This is a genomic window from Leeuwenhoekiella nanhaiensis (assembly GCF_002744755.1).
Taxonomy (GTDB): Bacteria; Bacteroidota; Bacteroidia; order Flavobacteriales; family Flavobacteriaceae; genus Leeuwenhoekiella; species Leeuwenhoekiella nanhaiensis.
Genome location: NZ_KZ319290.1, coordinates 131624 through 153353 on the forward strand (window position 1 = coordinate 131624; position 21730 = coordinate 153353).

The window sequence follows — 21730 nt, forward strand, 5'->3', positions numbered from 1 at the left end:
TTTTGTTATTTTTGAGCGGGGATATTAAGTTGTTAACCCATTTTTTCACGTAACCAAATCAATCAAAGAATGAAAAAAACACTACTATTTGGATTATTGGCTTTAGGCTCAACGGGCCTTTTCGCACAGGAAGATGATGGCTTTGAAGCTATTGTAAAAGCCGGAACAGCAGATGCTAACACACTTATGGGCGCTTACATTGCTCCGGCGATGGAGGGTCTGGTCTATAGTATGTCCGGCGGCTGGTATCATACCGCAAAAACCCACAAACAATGGGGTTTTGATATCACCATTGGCTTTAACGGAGCAATTGTTCCTTCTGAAAAAGAGATGTTTTCATTTTCAGATCTTGAATTTGAAAATACTGTGGTAGCAAGTTCTAATCAAACGCCAACAGTAGCTGGTAATATTACTCCAGCAGATCTTACTGTAACTACACAGGATGGTGATGTTGTGCGTTTTACTATGCCTGAAGGGGTAAAAGATGACTTGCCGCTTAATGCTGTGCCTGCACCTGCAATTCAGGCGAGCCTGGGTGTTTTTAAAGGTACTGACCTGATGGTGCGTTTTGTGCCCGAAGTGGGTAGTGACGATGTGAAAGGGAAGCTTTTTGGAGCCGGTTTTAAACATGACATTATGCAATACTTTGGCCCTTTAGACAAATTGCCTTTAAATATTTCTGTTTTAGGAGCTTTTACTAATATGAATGTGGACTACGACATTCAGGCAAATTCTGATTTAGAAGGAAGCAATCAGGCTGCAGAGTTCAAACTGAACTCCTATACCGTACAGGGTGTTGCCTCTCTTGATTTTCCATTTGTCACGGTTTACGGTGGTTTGGGATATACAGGAGGTAAATCTGAGATTAATGTGCTAGGGACGTATGAGTTTGAATACGATAACGGTCAGCCCGGAGAAGTGGTTGATCCCATTGCATTGTCTTATAATCCTTCAAGCGTGCGTGCTTCATTGGGAGCTCGTTTAAATCTGGCATTCTTCAAAATTTTTGCAGATTACACCGTGCAGGAATACAGTAATGTAACAGCCGGGATCGCATTTAGTTTCAGATAGCATAAGTTTTTAAAAAAAGGAAAGCTGCTTGAGACTGTTTTGTCTTTAAGCAGCTTTTTTTGTTTAGGCATTTTCAATTGCCTGACTGCCAAATGAACACCTTAAAAATAAGTCAATTTTAAGCGTTGATAGTCTGTAAAGACTAAACGAAGTCGTATTTTTGCGTCCGCAAACGATACCGCATAAGGTATTGTGTTTCATATACTAATTAATTTAAAAAATACATACCCATGAAAGTTACCGTAGTAGGAGCAGGAGCAGTAGGTGCAAGTTGTGCCGAATATATCGCAATGAAAAATTTTGCTTCAGATGTTGTTTTAGTTGATATTAAAGAAGGATTTGCAGAAGGAAAAGCAATGGACCTTATGCAAACCGCTTCATTAAACGGTTTTGATACCCGAATCACTGGGACTACCGGCGATTATTCAAAAACTGCAGGTAGCGACATCGCGGTGATTACAAGTGGTATTCCGCGTAAGCCGGGTATGACCAGAGAAGAGTTGATAGGTATCAATGCCGGAATCGTAAAAGATGTTGCGGGGAACCTGATCAAACATTCTCCTGATGTAACAATCATTGTGGTGAGTAACCCAATGGATACTATGACCTATCTGGTACATAAAACCACAGGCTTACCAAAAAACAAAATCATAGGAATGGGTGGTGCTCTTGATAGTGCCCGTTTTAAATACCGTCTGGCTGAGGCTTTAGAATGCCCTATTTCTGACGTTGATGGAATGGTAATAGGTGGTCATAGCGACACTGGTATGATTCCACTTACGCGTTTAGCAACCCGTAACAGCGTACCTGCATCTGCTTTTCTTGCTGAAGACCGCTTAGAGCAGGTTATGGAAGATACTAAAGTAGGTGGGGCGACTCTTACCAAATTGCTTGGAACTTCGGCCTGGTATGCTCCCGGAGCTGCGGTATCAGGTTTGGTACAGGCGATTGCTTGTGACCAAAAGAAAATGTTTCCATGTTCAGCTTTGCTGGAAGGGGAATATGATCTTGATGATATCTGTATAGGTGTACCGGTAATTTTAGGTAAAGATGGTATTGAGCGTATCGTACCTGTTGATCTAACAGATGCTGAAAAAGCAAAACTTAAGGAGAGTGCTGATGCCGTACGTAAAACTAACGGCTTGCTTGAGTTGTAATTGATTTCTTCTCGCTTAAAATAAAAAGAGCCGCTCATCGAGCGGCTCTTTTGTTCTTATACACGTGCGATTTGCGATTAACCACATTTTGAGGAACCGCAATCTTTACAGGTAAGACAACCTTCCTGATAGATTAATTGCGAGGAATTGCAATTGTCACATTTTTGCTTGCGGGCTTCGGTGCCATCTGCTACATAGCGTTTTAGGGCACGCGCTACACCATTTTTCCAGGTGTTGATAGAAGCGCTGTCAAGCTGCAAACTATTGGTCAGTTCAACGGCTTTTTCGATAGGCATTCCATAACGAAGTGTGGTTGAAATGAGCTTGGCGTAGTTCCAGTATTCCGGGTCAAATTTATGGGAGAGCCCTTCAATAGTGGTTTTATAACCTCTCTTGTTTTTGTACTGGAAATCGTAGCGCGAGCTTCCGTCCTCGTTTCGGTTTTTGATAATGAGCCCCCCTTCAACCCAACGCGGAATTAAGATTCCGTCTTCATCGTCGGCGATTCCTGTAAAAATCTCATAAGGCTTTCCACCAATCAAGCCAATGAAGGCAATCCATTTCTCTTTGTTATTTTGAAAACGAACGATGTCAGCTTCCAGCACCTGTGGTCTTTTCGTAGGGAATGGCGTTAGCGTATCGCTTTCTTCTTCCTCTTTCTTTTCGTCATTAGAAATAAGAACTCCGGAGCGAGAACCATCACGGTAGACTGTAACACCCTTACAGCCGGCCTCCCAGGCTTCCAGATACAATTTGCCTACCAGCTCTTCATCCACATCATTAGGAAGGTTAATGGTAACACTGATGCTGTGATCTACCCATTTTTGTACCGCTCCCTGCATGCGGACTTTGTTGAGCCAGTCCACGTCGTTTGAAGTGGCTTCAAAGTAAGGCGATTTGGCTACGATAGCATTCAATTCTTCCTGACTGTAATTTTTGTCAGTTGCGATACCATTAGCCTGCATCCATTCTTTAAAACGGTGGTGAAAAACCACATACTCTTCCCAGCTGTCGCCTACTTCGTCTACAAAATCAACGCGGGCTTCCTTGTCATTCGGATTTACCTTGCGACGACGCTTGTACACCGGTAAAAATACGGGTTCGATACCTGAAGTGGTCTGAGTCATCAAGCTGGTTGTGCCTGTTGGAGCAATAGTTAACAGGGCGATGTTACGACGGCCATACTCGAGCATATCGTAGTATAATTTTTCATCAGCTTTTTTAAGACGTTGTATGAACGGATTGTCTTTTTCGCGTTCCGAGTCGAAGATCGGGAAAGCACCACGTTCTTTGGCTGCGTAAACCGAAGCACGGTAAGCTTCAATGGCAATGGTTTTGTGAATTTCTACTGAAAAATCAATGCCTTTTTCGCTTCCGTATTTGACTCCCAATGCAGCCAGCATATCTCCTTCGGCAGTGATACCAATACCGGTACGTCTTCCTTCTTCAGCCTTTTTCTTGATATTTAACCAAAGATTGCGCTCTACCTGTTTTACTTCTTCACTTTCGGGGTCGGCATCAATTTTAGCTAAAATAGCATCTACTTTTTCAAGTTCCAAGTCAATAATGTCATCCATGATGCGCTGAGCACGTGCGATGTGTTTTTTAAATAAATCAAAGTTGAAAGTCGCCTTATCGGTAAACGGATTTTCGACATACGAAAACAGGTTAATCGCGAGCAAACGGCACGAATCATAAGGACATAGCGGAATCTCGCCACACGGATTTGTGGAAACCGTTTTATAACCCAGATCGGCATAACAATCGGGTACAGACTCCCGGGCAATGGTATCCCAGAATAAGATTCCGGGTTCTGCAGATTTCCAAGCGTTGTGAACAATTTTTTTCCAAAGTTTTTCGGCTTCAATCTCTTTTTGGTTAACCGGGTTTGGGCTGAAAATAGGGTACTTCTGAGTATAGTTTTTCTTGTCGCGGACAGCCCGCATAAAGCCATCATCAATACGTACCGAAACGTTTGCGCCGGTCACTTTACCCTGTTCCATCTTGGCGTCTATAAAATCTTCAGCATCGGGGTGGTTAATAGAAACCGAAAGCATCAGGGCGCCTCTACGACCGTCCTGAGCCACTTCGCGGGTGCTGTTTGAATAGCGCTCCATAAAAGGCACGAGACCGGTTGAGGTAAGTGCCGAATTTTTTACGGCTGAACCTTTTGGTCTGATGTGAGAAAGGTCGTGACCTACACCGCCGCGACGCTTCATCAATTGTACCTGTTCCTGATCAATTTTCATAATCCCTCCGTAGGAGTCAGACTCACCACTGTTGCCAATCACAAAACAATTGGAAAGCGAACCTACCTGATACGGATTGCCTATTCCGGCCATTGGACTTCCCTGTGGGACGATGTATTTAAAGTCTTTGATCAGGTCAAAAACTTCCTGCTCGCTCATAGGGTTGGGATAGCGAGACTCAATACGTGCGATTTCTGCAGCGATACGACGATGCATATCGTCTGGTGTTTTTTCGTAAAGATTTCCGTCAGAATCTTTAAGGGCATATTTATTGACCCAAACACGTGCGGCAAGATCATCACCTTTAAAATAGTCAAGAGAAGCTTTAAAAGCCTCATCCTGCGTAAACGTTTTAGAAGCGGGTGCTTTGGTTTGTGTAGGCATAGGTAAGATTTTAGAATTTAATTGCTCAGATTTTCAACGGTGAAGGTACATAATTTCAGAAGGTATAAAAGCGGGTGTATTTTAAAAGTTATCAAAAAATAAATGTAAATAACTTATTATCATTGATTTGAAAATTTATCAACACCGAAAAGTTGACAAAAAAATACATTTTTTAATCGCTTAGTGTTGCTGAGTTTTAACTGCTGAAAATCAGCAATCCAGATTTAAGTTAGGCTTGTGAGGTGCTTTAGTTGCAATAGTATTCAGCAATGAGAAATGACTCCTAAGGGCGTGTCTTTTTACATCAATTTTCAGAATAGTTGTGTACTGCTTTTTTGAGTTTGAGAGTGGGATAAGCTGATTGAGGTAGAAGTATTTTTAAGTTCGATTTGTGTTTAAATAACTGTAAATCAATTTATTAAAAGGTTAAAGAAATCAAAAAGATATTTATTGGCATTTCTGCCTTGAAACCCTATATTTGCACGTTTTACAAAATCGCCCGAAAAACCTTCGGGAAGAATTAATAAATAGTATAAGTAATGCAAAATAAAGGACTCATTAGAGTATTTGCGATTTTATTTGGGTTGGTGAGTTTGTACCAACTTTCGTTCACGTATTTTACCAACCAGGCTGAGGATAAGGCGGCTGCATATGCAGAGCAACAGGTGCCTACCACAGTAGCGGATTATGTAGATGTTAGGGGAGAAGTGGCTCGTCAATATCTGGATTCTGTAGGTAATGAGCCTATCGCTTTAGGTATCACCTATAACGATGCCAAAGAGAAAGAGCTTAATAAAGGTCTGGATCTTAAAGGGGGTATGAACGCGATTTTAGAGATTTCTGTTGCAGACATCCTAAGAGGTTTGAGCAATAACTCAACTGATCCCGCATTCAACCAGGCATTAGATCAGGCAGCTGAAGCACAAAAAGACAGTCAGAATTCATTTCTAGATAATTTCTTTGATGCTTTTGAGGCAATTCCTGGTGACAATAAATTAGCATCTCCAGATATCTTTGCCAATACTACTTTGGGCGAAAAGGTAAACTTCAACATGACTAATGATGAAATTAAACCTGTAATTCGTCGTGAAGTTGAAGAGTCGATTAAATCAGCTTTCGAAGTATTGCGTAACCGTATCGATAAGTTTGGGGTAACTCAGCCTAATATTCAGCGTTTAGATAATCAATCGCGTATTCTTATTGAGCTTCCTGGTGCAACAGACATTGAGCGTGTACGTTTTCAGTTAGAGAGTACTGCTCAGTTAGAGTTTTATAAAACCGTTTTTGCAGCTGAGGCAGCACCTTACCTTATAGAAGTAAACAGCATTCTTAAAGATCTTGTAGCTCCGGCAGAAGAAGAGGAAGAAGTTGCTGAAGTTCAGGATTCTACCGAAACTACTGACGATTCTATTGAAGAATTACTTGCCAGCGAAGAAGATTCTATAAGCCCAGCGGCTCAAAATAATCCACTGTTTGAGCGTTTCAGCTTTAACCCGGCTATTCAGCAATACGGTCAGGCACCTGTAATAGGTTATGCGCAAACAAAAGATACGGCTACCATTAACAGCTATCTGTCAAAACCTGAAGTGGTACGTGCAAGACCACAAAACCTGCGTTATGCTAAATTCCGCTGGGGAACTGCAGAAGAGGATAGTGATGTTGTAGCGCTTTATGCATTACAATCTGATCGTGCCGGTAACCCTGCAATGGATGGTGATGTAGTTCAGGACTCACGTCAGCAATACACGCAAATGGGACTACCATCTGTAGGAATTGATTTTGAAGGACAGGGCCCCAGCCAGTGGGCAAAACTAACCGGTGAAGTTGCAGCTGATGGTAGCGCTATCGCTATTGTTCTTGACGGAACGGTGTATTCTGCAGCTACTGCTAAACAGGAAATTAAAAATGGAGGTACTGAGATTTCAGGAAGCTTTACGGTAACCGAAGCTCAGGATCTTGCTAACGTATTGAAAGCGGGTAAACTTCCTGCTTCTGCAAAAATTATATCTTACGATGTAGTGGGTCCTTCTTTAGGACAGGAGGCTATTAACAGCGGTTTGATTTCGTTTGTGATCGCTTTGCTTTTGGTCTTGGTATGGATGATATTCTACTACGGTAAAGCCGGTGCGTTTGCAGACGTTGCCCTTGCAGTAAACATTTTGTTCATCTTTGGTATTCTTGCAGGTCTTGGTGCTGTGTTAACGCTGCCTGGTATTGCGGGTATCGTTTTGACCATTGGTATGTCTGTAGATGCTAACGTACTGATCTTTGAGCGTATTAAAGAAGAATTGGCCAAGGGCAAGTCTCAGAAAGATGCGATCAAAGATGGTTTCAATAATGCGTTGTCATCCATTCTTGATGCAAACATCACAACCTTCCTTACGGCTTTAATCCTGTTCTTATTTGGTACAGGACCTATTCAAGGTTTCGCTACAACCTTAATGATAGGTATTGGTACTTCGTTATTTACTGCAATTTTCGTTACCCGTCTGTTTATTGATGGTTACGGTAAAAACGGAAAATCTCTAGAATTTTGTACCGCAGCAACACGTAATCTGTTTGCAAATTTCAACAAGGACTTTCTTGCCAAGCGTAAGATTGCATACCTCATAAGTGGTGCTTTGATTGTTGTTAGTATTATTTCATTGTTCACTAACAGTCTTGATCAGGGTGTTGACTTCGTGGGAGGTCGTAACTACACCGTGCGTTTTGAGCAACCCGTAAATGCTACAGAGGTTGAGCAGAATCTGATTGCAGAACTGGAGAGTGCTCAGGCTAAAACATACGGCGAGGCTAACCAGCTTAAGATTACAACTAAGTATCGTATTGATGAAGAGGCATCTGAAGTAGATGACGATATTCAGCAGAAATTATATACTGCTTTAAAATCGTATTTGCCTGCGGATCTTACTTTTGAGCAGTTTGTTAAAGGTGGTTCAAGTGAAGCGAAAATTGGTCTGCTAGAGTATAACAAGGTTGGCCCTACTATTGCAGATGATATCAAGAGAGATTCATTCTGGGCAGTTTTAGGATCACTTGTAGTGGTATTCCTGTATATTCTTTTACGCTTTAGAAGATGGCAATTCTCATTGGGTGCAGTTGCGGCTGTTTTCCACGATGTACTTATTGTATTGGGTATTTTCTCTTTGACGTATAAGTTTATGCCATTTAATATGGAAATTGACCAGTCATTCATCGCGGCGATTCTTACCGTAATTGGTTACTCGCTTAACGATACCGTGGTTGTGTTTGACCGTATTCGTGAGTTTATGAAAGAATATGGAGAGTCGCGTAAAATGGGTGTGATTATCAATCAGGCGATTAACAGTACCATTAGCCGTACCTTAAATACCTCGATGACCACCTTAATCGTATTGCTTGCCATCTTCATCTTTGGTGGAGCAAGTATTATGGGCTTTATGTTTGCATTGATTGTAGGTGTGGTTGTAGGTACCTATTCTTCGATCTTTATCGCAACGCCGGTAATGTTTGATACGATTCAAAAGAAGGCTCTTAAGCCCGAAAAACAAAAAGAAGAGGAGCCGGTAGCTTAAGCTTTCCGACTTTGTCAGATAAAAAGAAACCCGATAGTGAAAGCTATCGGGTTTCTTTTATTTTAAAATGAACGGTTTTAAAAAACAGATTGCTCAGTTTTAGTAGTAAGCAATTCTAAAGCTCTCATACCGCGCTCCGAATTCCCTTTGCTGTTAAGGGGTGGGCTCCACACGGCGACGCTGTAATGTCTGGGGTGTACCGCCACTATACCGCCGCCTACGCCACTTTTTCCGGGTAAGCCTATGCTGAATGCAAACTCGCCTGATTCGTCGTAAAAACCGCAGGTAATCATCAAAGCGTTGATGCGTTTGGCAAGCATTGGGTTAAGAACTGCAGCTTCTTTGCTCAGATCGTATTTGCCGTAATTCAGAAATATGGTAAAGGCCTTTGCAAGCTGCTTACAGCTCATCACAATGGAGCATTGGTGGAAGTAAAAATCAAGTACAGCATCTACCTCATGGTTGATGTTGCCAAAATCTTTCATCAAATGGGTGAGCGAAGCGTTTCGGTCTTTGTGTTGCATTTCGGAAGCTGCAACTTTTTCATCGTAATTGATGCTTTGATCACCGGCTACGTCGCGCACAAATTGCAAGAAGTCTTCTTTGGGATTCTTGAGTTCGGTAAGCAGTATATCTGCAACTACCAACGCGCCCGCGTTGATAAAGGGGTTGCGCGGAATGCCTTTTTCATACTCAAGCTGTACCAGCGAATTAAAGGGATCTCCTGAGGGTTCAACACCAATACGGTTCCAAATGCTGTTTCCTTTTAGTTTGAGAACCAACGCAAGGCTGAGTACTTTAGAAATACTCTGAATCGAAAAGCGCTCGTGCGAGTCGCCGGTAGCATACGATTTCCCGTCTGTGCATTGCAGGTAAATTCCAAATTTTCCGGGATCAACTTTTCCCAATTCCGGAATATAGGTAGCAACTTTTCCTGTGTTTTTTAAGGCTGAAGTTTCTGCGGTAATTTCTTCTAGTATTTGCTGGTAATTCATTCCTTAAAGATACTAGGTTTTCACAAGCTAAGTCGATTATTTAGTCGCGTTTCCAGCTAATGGAATCGCCTTCCTGAATATTCCATTGGGCAGCAGCACCCGCATTGACTTCTAATACGTATTGAACAGGTACTTCTGAAGGCAGGCTGCTTTCGTCAAGCGGTTTGGCATTTTTGATAATGGTAGCGATCTTTTGATCTTTAGTAATGAAAAACAGGTCAAGCGGAATGTAGGTGTTTTTCATATAGAAATTATGAGGCCTTTCGTCTTCAAAAATGAAAAGCATACCCTGATTGGGCTCCATCGACTCCCGGTACATCAGGCCGGTTTCGATCTCGTAAGCGGTCTCTGCAAGTTCTATGCTTAACGAAACAACACTACTATCTTTCTTGAAAATCTCCAGACTTCCCTCAGGAGTAAACGTGATTTTCTCCTGTTTAAGACTTTCGGTATTTGAGTTTGTTTTCTCTTTACAGCTAAGGGCGAAAAAGAGCAGCAAGCTTAAGAGCAGGTAGCGCATAATTTTAAGAATTGGGATACTCAGGTTGTTTCTTTTGGTTTAGTGCTCTGGCGACGAAAAAGATTCCAACCAAAATAAAGGGAATACTAAGAATCTGCCCGGTATTGAATCCAAAAATCCAGTCTTCTCTACCTTCTACCTGTGCGCGTTTAAAGAACTCGACTACAAAGCGTACACTCCAAAGCAGAATAAGGAAGAGCCCGAATAAAAAACCTTCTTTTTTACGCAGGCCGGTTTTCCAATAGACAAACATCAGGATCAGGAACACAAAAACATAGCCTGTAGCTTCCATTAACTGACCGGGGTAGCGGTAGGGGATTTCAGCGATCAGATTTGCAAATTGAGGGTCATCGGTAAGCGCCTGATAGGCCTTTTGTTCATTAGGAATACCTGTTAATCGCTGTACTTCATATTTGTTGTATTGATCCTGAACAAACTTAATCCCGATGTCCGAATCTGTGACCTTGCCAACCATTTCTGAGTTGAAAAAGTTACCGATACGCACAAAAATCGCACCCAGGGAAACCGGAAGAATAACCCGGTCTAAAAGCCAGAGTACACTTTTCTTCAACACTTTTTTATTGTACAGGTACATGGCGATAATCATACCTATTGCAGCCCCGTGACTTGCAAGCCCCTGAAAACCGGTGTATTCAATTTCCGGTACAAATCTAAAAGGAAGGAAGACTGAAAGCGGGTCTTCCCAGAGTAGTTCGGTTTGATAGAAAAACACGTGGCCCAGACGAGCGCCAATGAGAATGGCGAGTACAGAATAAATAAATAGCGGATCCAATTTTTCTTCTTCTACGCTTTCCTTTTTGTACACGTTTTTCATAATGTACCATCCCAAAGAAAAGGCGATGACAAACATTAAGCTGTAATAGTGAATTGTAAAAAAACCAAGGTCTAAGCCGGTTGAAGGATTCCAGGTCATTTTTAAAGGAAGCATATTTAATCTGTATTAGGGCTGTAAATATAGCAAAGCCGAAAGGCTTCTAGGATTAATTTTAGGTTTTTATTGACGCCGCCAAAGGGGGGGTAACGGTAGGTGAGATCAGTGCTGGTTTTAGGTTTTTTGTTTTGGGCTTACCGGTGGCACGGGGTCGTAGCCAGAACCTCCCCAGGGATTACAACTGGCGATACGTTTTGCTGCAAGCCAGAAGCCTTTAATAGGGCCGTGTTTCTGAATCGCCTCAACACTATAGTGGGAGCATGTGGGTGTATATCTGCAAGACGGTGGCAGCAGGGGTGAGAGCAATCGCTGATACAGTCTTATGGGAACTATTAAAAGGGATTGCGCAAACTTTTTCACGTTGTATAATTCTTATCCCGATATGGTGAACGTTGTGCCTTCTCTGCCATCTTTAAGCTGAATACCGAGCTTCTGCAATTCATCGCGTATCTGGTCGCTGGTGGCAAAATCTTTATTGGCACGGGCTTCTTTACGTAACTGTATAAGCAGTTCTAAAGCACCGTTGAGCTTATCGGTATTGGCTTCTGCCGCTGCAGTAACATCTTCAAGACCCAGGATGTCAAAAACAAAAGCGCGAACACTTTGTTTAAAGTCTTCAAGATCGGTTTCAGAAATCTTTGCGCTACCGTCTTTAATATGATGAATAAATTTAACAGCCTCAAAAAGTTGCGCGATGAGAATGGGGGAGTTAAAATCGTCATTCATGGCATCGTAGCACGCTTGTTTCCATCCGGCAATATCAATGCTGGTGCTCGCAGATGCTTTTAACGAGTCTAAAAGTCCGACAGCTTCCATCAGGCGGTTAAAACCTTTTTCGCTGGCAAGAAGGGCCTCGTTGCTGAAGTCTAATACACTGCGATAGTGTGCCTGCATCACAAAAAACCGGGCTACAGCAGGTGAAAATCCTTTGGTTAAAAACGGACTGTCTCCTGTAAAAATCTGAGCTGGAAAAATATTGTTTCCATCACTCTTTGACATCTTTTTCCCATTGAGCGTAAGCATATTAGCATGTAGCCAGTAGTTTACGGGATTTTTGCCATTTGACGCTTCAGACTGTGCAATCTCGCACTCGTGATGTGGAAATTTTAAGTCCATTCCGCCGCCGTGAATGTCAAATTGTTCACCCAGGTATTTGGTGCTCATCGCAGTACACTCCAAATGCCAGCCCGGGAAACCATCTCCCCAGGGAGAAGGCCAGCGCATAATGTGTTGTGGTTCGGCTTTTTTCCATAAAGCAAAATCCTGAGCGTTTTTCTTTTCGCTTTGCGCAGTAAGCTCACGGGTGTTTGCGATCATATCTTCCAGCTGACGGCCACTCAGCTTACCGTACTCGTGTGTTTCGTTGAACTTAATAACGTCAAAATACACGGAGCCATTCTCTATGTAGGCATAGCCGTTGTCAAGAATTTCTTTTATGATTTCAATCTGCTCAATGATGTGACCGGTTGCTGTGGGTTCTATGCTGGGAGGCAGGCAATTGAATTTCTGTAATATATTATGAAAGTCAATGGTGTATTGCTGCACGACTTCCATCGGTTCAATTTGCTCGAGGCGGGCCTTCTTGGCAATTTTATCTTCACCTTCATCAGCATCGTCAGTAAGGTGTCCGGCATCGGTGATGTTGCGTACATAACGTACTTTGTAACCCAAATGCTTCAGGTATCTGAAGATCATGTCAAACGACATAAAGGTGCGTACGTTACCCAAATGAACATTACTGTAGACTGTAGGACCGCAAACGTACATCCCTACATTTCCTTCCAGTAAAGGTTGAAAGGTTTCTTTCTTTCCGCTTAGGGAATTGTATAAAGAGATGTTTTGTTTTTGGTACAGAGCCGTCATAGCTGTGGTTTAAAATACAGTCTTGCTGTAAAATTGAAGTTTAGAATGGGGTGTCGAGCTTGATGTAATCTAAAAATTCACGTCTTACCGCTTCCTCTTTAAATTTACCGCCAAACTCGCTCGTTACCGTGCTGCTTTCGATATCACGAATACCGCGACTATTCACACACAGGTGTTTTGCGTCGATAACGCAGGCTACATCTTCGGTGCCTAAAGCCTCCTGCAATTCCTGCACGATTTGCATGGTAAGTCGCTCCTGAACTTGCGGGCGCTTAGCATAATAATCTACTATGCGGTTCATTTTTGAAAGACCTACAACAGTTCCGTTAGAAATGTACGCTACGTGTGCGCGGCCTACAATAGGAAGCAGGTGGTGTTCGCAGGTAGAATAAACTGTAATGTTTTTTTCTACGAGCATCTCGCCGTATTTATAGTTGTTTTTGAAGGTAGAAGCCTTTGGCTTTCGGGCCGGACTAAGGCCGCCAAAGATTTCATTTACAAACATTTTTGCAACCCGGTTGGGGGTTCCTTTAAGGCTGTCGTCAGTAAGATCAAGGCCTAAAGTTTGCATTATGTGATTCACATCTTCCCGAATCAACTCAATCTTCTCAGCGTCAGTGAGCTTAAAAGCGTCTTCGCGCAATGGAGTCTGAGCAGAAGTGCTGTGGTGATTATCACCTAGTTCGTCAAGTGTGTTCAATTCTTCGTTGTCAATTTTCATATTCATAGAGCATTTAGTCGCTGGTGGCGCTAAGGGCTTGCAAAGATAATATAATTAACAATTTAAAAGCCGGTAAGCCCAGGGGACATTTAATAAATGAAGTATTAAAAAAGCCTTAATACAGATTCGTATTAAGGCTTTTAGCTGTTTTGATATAAGGAGACTAAAGTTTAAATGATAAAGTAGCTACCAGACTGGTGTTTATGTGGTCAATAAAGGCGGTATTGGTAAATGCTCCATCATATAAAGCTGGGTTTTGCTCTTGTTTTGCCCAATCGTAAGCTACATCTATACGCGCATTACCTATAGTGTAACCGAGACCTACAGCATAACCGGTTAAATCTCCCAGAGTAGATTCGTTAACATATGGACTTTCCTGATAGCGGTAACCTCCTCTGAAACTCCAGTTTCCGGCTAAAAATTCACCTCCCAGTCTGTAGGTTGAAACACTTTTAAGACTGCTACTGATGTCAGCATTTAATTGATTGAAAAATACATCAGATTCGGGTCTAAATTTTATGGTGCTGTAATCCTGATAGGAGTAATCGAAGCTTAAAAAGCCTCCTGCGCCAAAAACGTAAGCAATGCTTCCTGTAGCTTTAGCGGGAGTTTGAAACTCATAATCCTGATAAATATTAATAACGTTTGGATTTATAACAACCTCACCATTTTCACCGGAAGTTCGAAGGTATTGTTCGGTCTCCTCACTAATCGTATAGTACGTAGGGCTATCCAGAGATAGGCCCAGGCGTAGACTTTGTGAAGCTTTGTAAATTGCCCCTACCTGCGCGGATATACCAGAACCTATAGATCTGTATTGGTTTTCAAATTCGAGGCTATTTACGGCGTTTGCTCCCTGATTGTTGTCCTCAAAGAGCAAGGTATTTCGTGTTAGATTAAAAGCATGGATATTAAGATTTGCTCCTAAGTAAAAATTCTCCCCTAATTGTGCAGCGGCATTAAAAGCAAATTTACTGTTGTTGCCAAAGCTTGTATACTGATATTCCTGATCAAAGGCATTCCCATTTTGGGCATTGGTGTACGATGTGTTATTTAAATCAGATGATTCAGGATCAATAAGGTATCCCTGATAGCCTAAAAAGGCCTGCTGGGCGCCAAAAGATTCATTTTCGCCCAAAAACTGATATAATTCATCTAGGGTTTCACCATCCTGAAGTTCTAATAGTTCAAGTGGTGTTCCCTGAGCATAGCCAAGAAAATAATCACTTATAGAATTGTTGCTTATGCCGGAAGCGATAAATTGATTGTCAAAATCATTGTAGCGGTCATAATTAAAACCGAAGCTAAACTTTCGTACGTTTCCTGCGCCGTTTGACACAAATACTGCCCCTAATTGGTTAAAGTCCAGATCGCTATTGGAGTTTGTGGTTATTCCATCACCATAATGCGTCTGATTGTCGTAACCATCTGACGATAAGCTCAGTGACACAAAACTCTGACTGAAAACAGCTGAGCCTGCCGGGTTGTTATTTAGTGCTGAGAGATCGCCACCCAGAGCGCCGAATGCTCCTCCTACAGCACGATACCGTGCTGTACCCGTGATATTTTCGGTACTAAACTGTACTGCGTCTGATATGGTTTGTGCGTTGAGTTGCGACATAGCCATACCTATCATAAAAATTATGAGAACTTTTTTCATGCTTTAAATGCTAATGTGTTAATTATCCGCGACCGCCACCTCTGCGACCTCCTGATGATGAGCTACTTCTGCCACCGCCAGATGAACTACTTCTTCCTGCAGATGAACTGGATCTTGATGGCGCTGCGCTACGTGATGATGATGAGCTTCTAGACATGGTGCTGCTGCGAGTTGGGCTGCTGCTTCTGCTGCCATAAGTGCTCGATCTTGTGAAAGAACTTCTGTTTACAGAGTTTGAACTTCCTGAACTTCTACTTATAGTATTGCTGCTACGTCGTGCCGAACTACTGTAAATTGATCTATTGTTTGAAGTGTTTGACCGTGAAACTCTAGAGTTTGAGGTATTGCCGGAGGCACTTCGAGATCGTGATGTTGGGTCGACGCCTACGCCATTACGACTATAGGTGCGACTCGTACGTGCATAATTAACTTCAGAAGATCTACGCGAATTACGAGAGTTTGAAGAATAGGTGCTTCTACTGTTTCTCGAATAGGATGATCTTGAGTCTGCAGTTCTTCCCAGGTCATATCTTCCGCCGCGGCGTGAATTGGAATAGGCTACTCTATTGAAGTTATAACGGCTGTTATACCAGTTGTTGCGGTAAGGGTAGCCGTAAAAGGTATTGAAACCATAGCCCCAATACGGGTTGCCCCAGCGATTAAAACCACCCCAATAGGGATTACCCCAGCCGCCATATGCATAACCCCAGCCAATGTTTCCATAGAAAGGACCGCCCCAGCCCCAACCGTAATATGGAGAATTCCATCCCCAACCCCAGTTGTTAAAGCCTCCCCAGGCCCAGCCGGCGTTACCGTAAAATGGACCGCCCCACGCGCCCCAACCGGCACCCCAGAAAGGACGGTTGTAAACATTCACAACAACATTGTCATAAGTATCTCCCCAACCGGGTTGGGCATTATAACCTAAATCATTTTCTAAAAGTAAGTCCTCTTCGGTGTAGTCGCCTGTTGAAGAATAGGAATCAATATCGGTAAAGATGGCGCCTTCTTCCTGAGCATTATCAATTTCTGCGGCACCTTGATTAAAATAGTCAGCATAGCGACTTCCATTTGCGTTAGTAGTCACGTCTTCCTGGGTCACTCTGCTGTAATCTGTATTTGACGAAGAACCGTAAATCCCGTCGCTCATAGGATATTGTGAAGTACCGCAAGATAGTAAGCTTGCCGAGGCTAAAATGCCTAAAGCAATTTTAAAAATTCCAGTTTGTGTAATGTTCAAGCCTCGCATATCATCCGTTATTTATTGTTGTACAATGTAAATTTAGTTAGTTTTGCCGTCAATTTTGTGCATTTAACAAAGATGTCACAATTCCAGAAAAACTATTTTATCTAGCACAAGAGTTGTGCCAAATTACTATATATGGGAAAGAATTTAACCTCAAGGGCAGAAGATTATTCGAAATGGTACAATGAGTTGGTTGTCAAGGCAGATTTGGCTGAAAACAGCGGTGTGCGTGGCTGCATGGTCATCAAACCTTACGGGTTTGCGATTTGGGAAAAAATGCAGGCAGAATTAGACCGAATGTTTAAAGCGACAGGGCACGAGAATGCTTATTTTCCATTATTCATTCCCAAATCCTATTTTAGTAAGGAGGCCAGTCACGTTGATGGTTTTGCTAAAGAGTGTGCGGTAGTCACCCATTATCGACTCAAGAATGATGAGGACGGTGGAATAATTGTTGATCCGGAAGCAAAACTTGAAGAAGAGCTGATTGTGCGACCAACATCAGAAACGATTATTTGGGATACGTATAGAAAATGGATTCAGTCTTACCGGGATCTCCCAATAAAAATAAACCAATGGGCTAACGTAGTACGCTGGGAAATGCGTACGCGTTTGTTTTTACGCACTGCTGAATTTTTATGGCAGGAAGGGCATACCGCTCACGCCACTAAAGAAGAAGCTGTTGAAGAAGCTGAATTGATGATGCGTGTGTATGCTGATTTTGTGGAGCGTTTTATGGCTTTGCCGGTAATCAAAGGAACCAAGACCGAAAGTGAGCGTTTTGCCGGTGCGCTTGAAACCTATTGTATTGAAGCTTTGATGCAGGATGGAAAAGCGCTTCAGGCGGGGACTTCGCACTTTTTGGGGCAGAATTTTGCGAAAGCTTTTGATGTGAAATTTGCTTCTAAAGAAGGAACTCAGGAGCACGTTTGGGCTACCAGTTGGGGTGTCTCAACCCGATTGATGGGAGCTTTGGTGATGACGCATAGCGATGATAACGGTTTGGTGCTGCCTCCTAAGCTTGCGCCAATTCAGGTTGTAATCGTTCCTATTTATAGAGGCGAAGAGCAGCTTGATGCCATCTCGCAGGTAGCTAAAGAATTGCAGCGCGAACTTCAGTTGTTAGGTGTTTCGGTAAAATATGACGATCGCGATACGCACAAGCCGGGCTGGAAATTTAATGAGTATGAACTTAAAGGTGTTCCACTTCGTATAGCAATAGGTCCACGTGATCTTGAAAAGCGTACCGTTGAGCTTGCCAGGCGCGATACCATGTCTAAGGAGACGGTTTCTAAAGATGAAATTGTAGATCGCGTTCAGTCATTGCTTGTGGAAATGCAATCAGCGCTTTATAACAAAGCTCTGAAGTTTAGAGATTCTCACATTACCGAAGTAGAAACCTATGATGAGTTTAAAGATATATTAGAAAATAAGACCGGTTTTGTAAGTGCTTTTTGGGACGGTACTGCAGAGACCGAAGAGAAAATAAAGAATGAAACCAAAGCTACAATTCGATGTATTCCATTGAATGTAAAAGAAGAAGCGGGGACCTGTGTTTATAGTGGTGAGCCTGCTAAAATACGGGTTTTATTTGCAAAAGCATATTAATTTAAAAAAAGTTTGTTTTACTATTGTGGCTTATTAAAATATGTGTATTTTTGCATCCGCAATTGAAACAAAGTCAGGTCCGTTCGTCTAGGGGTTAGGACGCCAGGTTTTCATCCTGGTAACAGGGGTTCGATTCCCCTACGGACTACAAAGGTTTAATACGCACCTTAAGTGTATTGTTAAGAACATAATGGCCCGTTCGTCTATCGGCTAGGACGCCAGGTTTTCATCCTGGTAAGAGGGGTTCGATTCCCCTACGGGCTACAATTTAAAACAGAGCAAGATAATGGCAAATCACAAGTCATCTTTAAAAAGAATTAGAAACAGCGAGACAAAGCGTCTTAGAAACCGTTACCAAAGCAGAACTACACGTAATGCAATGAAAAAATTACGTGAGGCTGATAAGAAAGAAGCAGAGACTATGTTTCCTTCTGTGGTTTCTATGATCGATAAATTAGCTAAGAACAATATCATCCACGATAACAAAGCGGCTAATTTAAAATCTCAGCTAGCTAAACACGTTAACGCGCTTTAAGTTATACTGTTTAAAACATTAAAAACTCCCACGCGAATCGCGTGGGAGTTTTTTTGTTATGTTCTTACTGACAGTTTCTGGTCTTTTAATTTTACCCAATAAAAAAAAGCGATATCAAAATAGATATCGCTTTTTCAGTATAACGTAAATGAGTTTTAACCGTTCATAGAGATTAAAAACTCTTCGTTGTTTTTGGTTTGTTTGATGCGGTCACTAATGAATTCCATGGCTTCAATGGGATTCATATCTGCAAGGTATTTACGCATTACCCACATACGCTGAATGGCGTTTTCGCTAAGCAATAAATCATCGCGACGCGTACTTGAAGAGGTGAGGTCAATGGCAGGGAAAATTCTTCGGTTTGCGATCTTACGATCCAGCTGCAGTTCCATATTACCGGTTCCTTTAAATTCTTCAAAGATCACCTCGTCCATTTTAGATCCGGTTTCGGTAAGTGCAGTTGCAATGATAGAGAGTGAACCTCCATTTTCTATATTTCGCGCAGCACCAAAGAAACGTTTAGGTTTATGTAATGCGTTTGCATCAACACCACCACTTAATATCTTACCGGAAGCAGGTTGTACCGTATTATAGGCACGGGCCAGACGTGTAATTGAGTCTAAAAGAATAACTACATCGTGACCACACTCAACCAGTCTCTTTGCTTTTTCAAGTACAATATTAGCTACGCGTACGTGCTCGTGAGCTTCTTTGTCAAAAGTTGAAGCGACAACTTCACCTTTTACGTTGCGCTGCATATCAGTTACCTCTTCTGGGCGCTCATCAATTAAAAGTATCATTTGATACACCTCAGGATGATTTGCTGCTATAGCGTTGGCCACATCTTTAAGCAACATGGTTTTACCGGTCTTAGGCTGTGATACAATCATACCACGCTGACCTTTACCTATAGGAGCAAAAAGATCCATAATACGGGTTGATATGGTGCTTTGACGTTCGGCGATATTAAACTTTTCTTTAGGGAAAAGAGGAGTCAGGTGTTCAAAAGAAACCCGGTCGCGAACTACGCTGGGGTCAAGACCATTTATTTTTGAAACCTTAATTAAAGGGAAATATTTTTCTCCCTCTTTAGGAGGTCTTATCACGCCTAAAACAGTATCTCCGGTTTTAAGACCGAACAGACGTATCTGCGATTGAGATACATAGATATCATCTGGAGAAGAAAGGTAGTTGTAGTCTGAAGAACGCAGGAAACCGTAGCCATCCTGCATAATGTCAAGCACACCTTCACTTTCTATAAGTCCGTCGAACTCATAATCAGGCTCGCGGTAGCGGTTGCGGGTGTCTTTATTCCCGTTGTCGCGCTGATTATTGTTGTTAGAATTGTTATTGCTGTTATTATTGTTGCTGCTATTATTGTTGTTGGAATTCTGGTTGTTGTTAGTGTTACCAGAGTTTGAATTCCTGTTATTGTTGTTCCGGTTGTTGTTTGAATTCGAGTCTTTAGAATTCTTGGGATTTGAATTTCCTGAATTTGAATTAGAGTCCTTGCGAGGTCTTCCTTTAGAAGCGTTTGAATCCTTTTTATTGGAATTGTCTTGCTTCGAATTGTCCTGATCCTGTTTGTTGGATCGGGGCTTGCGTTTTTGATTATCGTTTGAAGAATCTGCGCTTTTCGGTTGATTTGGCGCATCTTGTTTTTCAGCTGAACTTTTTGACGGAGCAGGTTTGTTTTTAGAATTACCTGCATTCTTTTTGGAATTGTCGTTTTGGCTTTTGCCTGAAGGTTTTGAGTTTGATTTGGAAGAATCTGAACCTTTATCTTCAATTACCTCGGCCACAGCTTTAGGGTCTGCGGCTTGCTGGTCAAGGATTTTATATACAAGATCAAGTTTTTTAAGAGTCCTGAATTTAGGAATCTCAAGACCTTTTGCAATTTCCTGAAGTTCAGGTAGCTTTTTAGCTTTTAATTCTGAAATATTAAACATGAAGTATACGTATGAATTTCTGTATTGAATTGGTTTGAATGCGAACAAAAAATTTGAGAGAAGATCTGATAAATTTTTTGGCAAGTAAGTAACCCACCCAGAGTCGGTTACACAATGTACTGCAATAATACAACAATATTTTTTATTTATTTGGGTCTAGTCTGTCAGAAGTTTTTATTTTTGTCAGCCTTAATGGACAGTCCGGAATGATACAGCGTATACAAAGCATTTATTTAATTCTCGCAGCAGCAGTTTCTGCGGGGCTTATATTTTTGATTCCGGTGTATAGTACAGTTGATGGTGAGCCGGTTTATGCCGTTGAACGGTTGGAAGTGCTGGCCTTATTTTTGGCAAGTGCATTACTGTCATTTGTAACTATTTTTTTATTTAAAAACAGAAAACTTCAGTTTGTATTAGGCAGACTGAACATCATATTAAACTTTATTTTACTAGGTGTATTGGTTTACCAGTCGCAAATCTTATCTGGAGGGGCGGCGGCCCCGGAGAAAGGTATTGGGATGCTAATCCCCATCATTTCTATCGTTTTTATCGCTTTGGCAAACAAAGCAATCAAGCGGGATGAGGATCTTGTAAAATCTGTTGACCGGTTGCGATAGACCTACTATCTTAGTTAATTAGTGCGAAGCCCTGCAAGTATGCCAACTTGCAGGGTTTTTCGTTTCGTGACATTTCCTGAATGTTTTTTTTGAAGTAAAGCTTCCGTTTATCAGAAATAGGGGCTAATCCCGCTTCATTTCTATAACTTCCAGATTATCAATTTTACCCTGATCTACTGTAAATCTGAGCATAGTACGTACTTTATGAAAACCGTGTTTGCCTACAGCCCCGGGATTCATATGCAGCAAATCGAGTTTACGATCGGGCATTACTTTTAAAATGTGAGAATGGCCGCAGATAAAAAGTTTGGGAGGCTTAGCGTAAAGTGTACTGCGTATCGCCGGTGAATACCTTCCGGGGTAGCCGCCTATATGCGTGATGAGCACATCTACACCCTCACATATAAAGCGATTGTTTAAAGGAAATTCTTTTCTGATCTCGTGATCGTCAATATTTCCAAATACGGCTCTCAGGGGTTTTAGTGCTTTCAAAGCATCCGTAACTTGCAAATCACCTATATCGCCTGCATGCCAAATTTCATCAGCTTTTTCGGCGTATGCCAAAATACGGTCATCTATATAACTGTGGGTATCGCTTAAGAGTAAAATCTTTTTCATGACAGGTTTTAATAGGCTTAGCTGAGCTTGT

At 41.9% G+C, this 21730-nt stretch carries 17 protein-coding genes and 2 tRNA genes; 8 read left to right on the plus strand and 11 right to left on the minus strand.

What is annotated here, in order from left to right; all coding sequences use genetic code 11:
* Positions 1–69 precede the first annotated feature (69 nt).
* Together CJ305_RS09475 and mdh are read left to right on the plus strand one after the other, a co-directional pair.
* Entirely contained in the window at positions 70–1071 is a 1002-nt protein-coding gene (locus CJ305_RS09475; protein WP_099646028.1) for a DUF6588 family protein, read from the plus strand.
* A gap of 230 nt (positions 1072–1301) precedes the next feature.
* Complete coding sequence (gene mdh / locus CJ305_RS09480) at positions 1302–2228, plus strand: malate dehydrogenase (protein WP_099646029.1); 927 nt, start codon at positions 1302–1304, stop codon at positions 2226–2228.
* A 77-nt stretch (positions 2229–2305) separates the two neighbouring features.
* On the opposite strand, the gene CJ305_RS09485 is transcribed toward mdh, so the two are convergent.
* Complete coding sequence (locus tag CJ305_RS09485) at positions 2306–4861, minus strand: adenosylcobalamin-dependent ribonucleoside-diphosphate reductase (RefSeq protein WP_099646030.1); 2556 nt, start codon at positions 4859–4861, stop codon at positions 2306–2308.
* Between the two features lie 539 nt (positions 4862–5400).
* Between CJ305_RS09485 and secDF the strand changes: the two genes are divergently transcribed.
* Positions 5401–8415: a protein translocase subunit SecDF gene (gene secDF, locus CJ305_RS09490; protein ID WP_099646031.1), complete on the plus strand. Its 3015-nt coding sequence runs from the start codon at positions 5401–5403 to the stop codon at positions 8413–8415.
* A gap of 77 nt (positions 8416–8492) precedes the next feature.
* On the opposite strand, the gene CJ305_RS09495 is transcribed toward secDF, so the two are convergent.
* From CJ305_RS09495 to CJ305_RS09530, 8 genes are all read right to left on the minus strand, one after another.
* Positions 8493–9410, minus strand: a complete 918-nt coding sequence (locus CJ305_RS09495; protein WP_099646032.1) for a glutaminase — start codon at positions 9408–9410, stop codon at positions 8493–8495.
* A 40-nt stretch (positions 9411–9450) separates the two neighbouring features.
* On the minus strand, positions 9451–9930 hold the full coding sequence (locus CJ305_RS09500; RefSeq protein WP_099646033.1) for a DUF192 domain-containing protein: 480 nt from the start codon (positions 9928–9930) through the stop codon (positions 9451–9453).
* A gap of 4 nt (positions 9931–9934) precedes the next feature.
* Entirely contained in the window at positions 9935–10879 is a 945-nt protein-coding gene (lgt, locus tag CJ305_RS09505; RefSeq protein ID WP_099646034.1) for a prolipoprotein diacylglyceryl transferase, read from the minus strand.
* A 117-nt stretch (positions 10880–10996) separates the two neighbouring features.
* On the minus strand, positions 10997–11242 hold the full coding sequence (gene yidD, locus CJ305_RS09510; protein WP_099646035.1) for a membrane protein insertion efficiency factor YidD: 246 nt from the start codon (positions 11240–11242) through the stop codon (positions 10997–10999).
* 12 nt (positions 11243–11254) lie between these two features.
* Complete coding sequence (gene cysS / locus CJ305_RS09515; protein ID WP_099646036.1) at positions 11255–12745, minus strand: cysteine--tRNA ligase; 1491 nt, start codon at positions 12743–12745, stop codon at positions 11255–11257.
* Positions 12746–12785: 40 nt separating this feature from the next.
* The gene (folE, locus tag CJ305_RS09520; RefSeq protein WP_099646037.1) at positions 12786–13466 is read right to left on the minus strand and encodes a GTP cyclohydrolase I FolE; all 681 of its coding nucleotides are present in this window, start codon (positions 13464–13466) and stop codon (positions 12786–12788) included.
* 163 nt (positions 13467–13629) lie between these two features.
* Positions 13630–15126 carry an OmpP1/FadL family transporter gene (locus CJ305_RS09525; RefSeq protein ID WP_099646038.1) on the minus strand — a complete coding sequence of 499 codons (1497 nt, stop codon included), beginning with the start codon at positions 15124–15126 and terminating at the stop codon, positions 13630–13632.
* 22 nt (positions 15127–15148) lie between these two features.
* Positions 15149–16375 (minus strand): hypothetical protein, encoded by a 1227-nt coding sequence (locus tag CJ305_RS09530; protein ID WP_099646039.1) that lies wholly within the window; start codon positions 16373–16375, stop codon positions 15149–15151.
* 132 nt (positions 16376–16507) lie between these two features.
* Here CJ305_RS09530 and proS point away from each other — a divergent pair, with 132 nt between their 5' ends.
* From proS to rpsT, 4 genes are all read left to right on the plus strand, one after another.
* Positions 16508–17980: a proline--tRNA ligase gene (gene proS, locus CJ305_RS09535; protein WP_099646040.1), complete on the plus strand. Its 1473-nt coding sequence runs from the start codon at positions 16508–16510 to the stop codon at positions 17978–17980.
* A gap of 76 nt (positions 17981–18056) precedes the next feature.
* Positions 18057–18128: transfer RNA gene (locus CJ305_RS09540), tRNA-Glu, on the plus strand.
* Positions 18129–18172: 44 nt separating this feature from the next.
* Positions 18173–18244, plus strand: a tRNA-Glu gene (locus CJ305_RS09545).
* Between the two features lie 22 nt (positions 18245–18266).
* The gene (gene rpsT, locus CJ305_RS09550) at positions 18267–18515 is read left to right on the plus strand and encodes a 30S ribosomal protein S20 (protein WP_099646041.1); all 249 of its coding nucleotides are present in this window, start codon (positions 18267–18269) and stop codon (positions 18513–18515) included.
* 155 nt (positions 18516–18670) lie between these two features.
* Here the strand turns inward: rpsT and rho are convergent, their stop codons facing one another.
* Positions 18671–20464 (minus strand): transcription termination factor Rho, encoded by a 1794-nt coding sequence (gene rho / locus CJ305_RS09555; RefSeq protein WP_099646042.1) that lies wholly within the window; start codon positions 20462–20464, stop codon positions 18671–18673.
* Between the two features lie 206 nt (positions 20465–20670).
* Here rho and CJ305_RS09560 point away from each other — a divergent pair, with 206 nt between their 5' ends.
* Complete coding sequence (locus CJ305_RS09560; protein ID WP_099646043.1) at positions 20671–21081, plus strand: DUF4293 domain-containing protein; 411 nt, start codon at positions 20671–20673, stop codon at positions 21079–21081.
* A gap of 123 nt (positions 21082–21204) precedes the next feature.
* On the opposite strand, the gene CJ305_RS09565 is transcribed toward CJ305_RS09560, so the two are convergent.
* A complete protein-coding gene (locus CJ305_RS09565; protein ID WP_099646044.1) occupies positions 21205–21699 on the minus strand; it encodes a metallophosphoesterase family protein in 495 nt (164 codons plus the stop codon).
* Positions 21700–21730 lie beyond the last annotated feature (31 nt).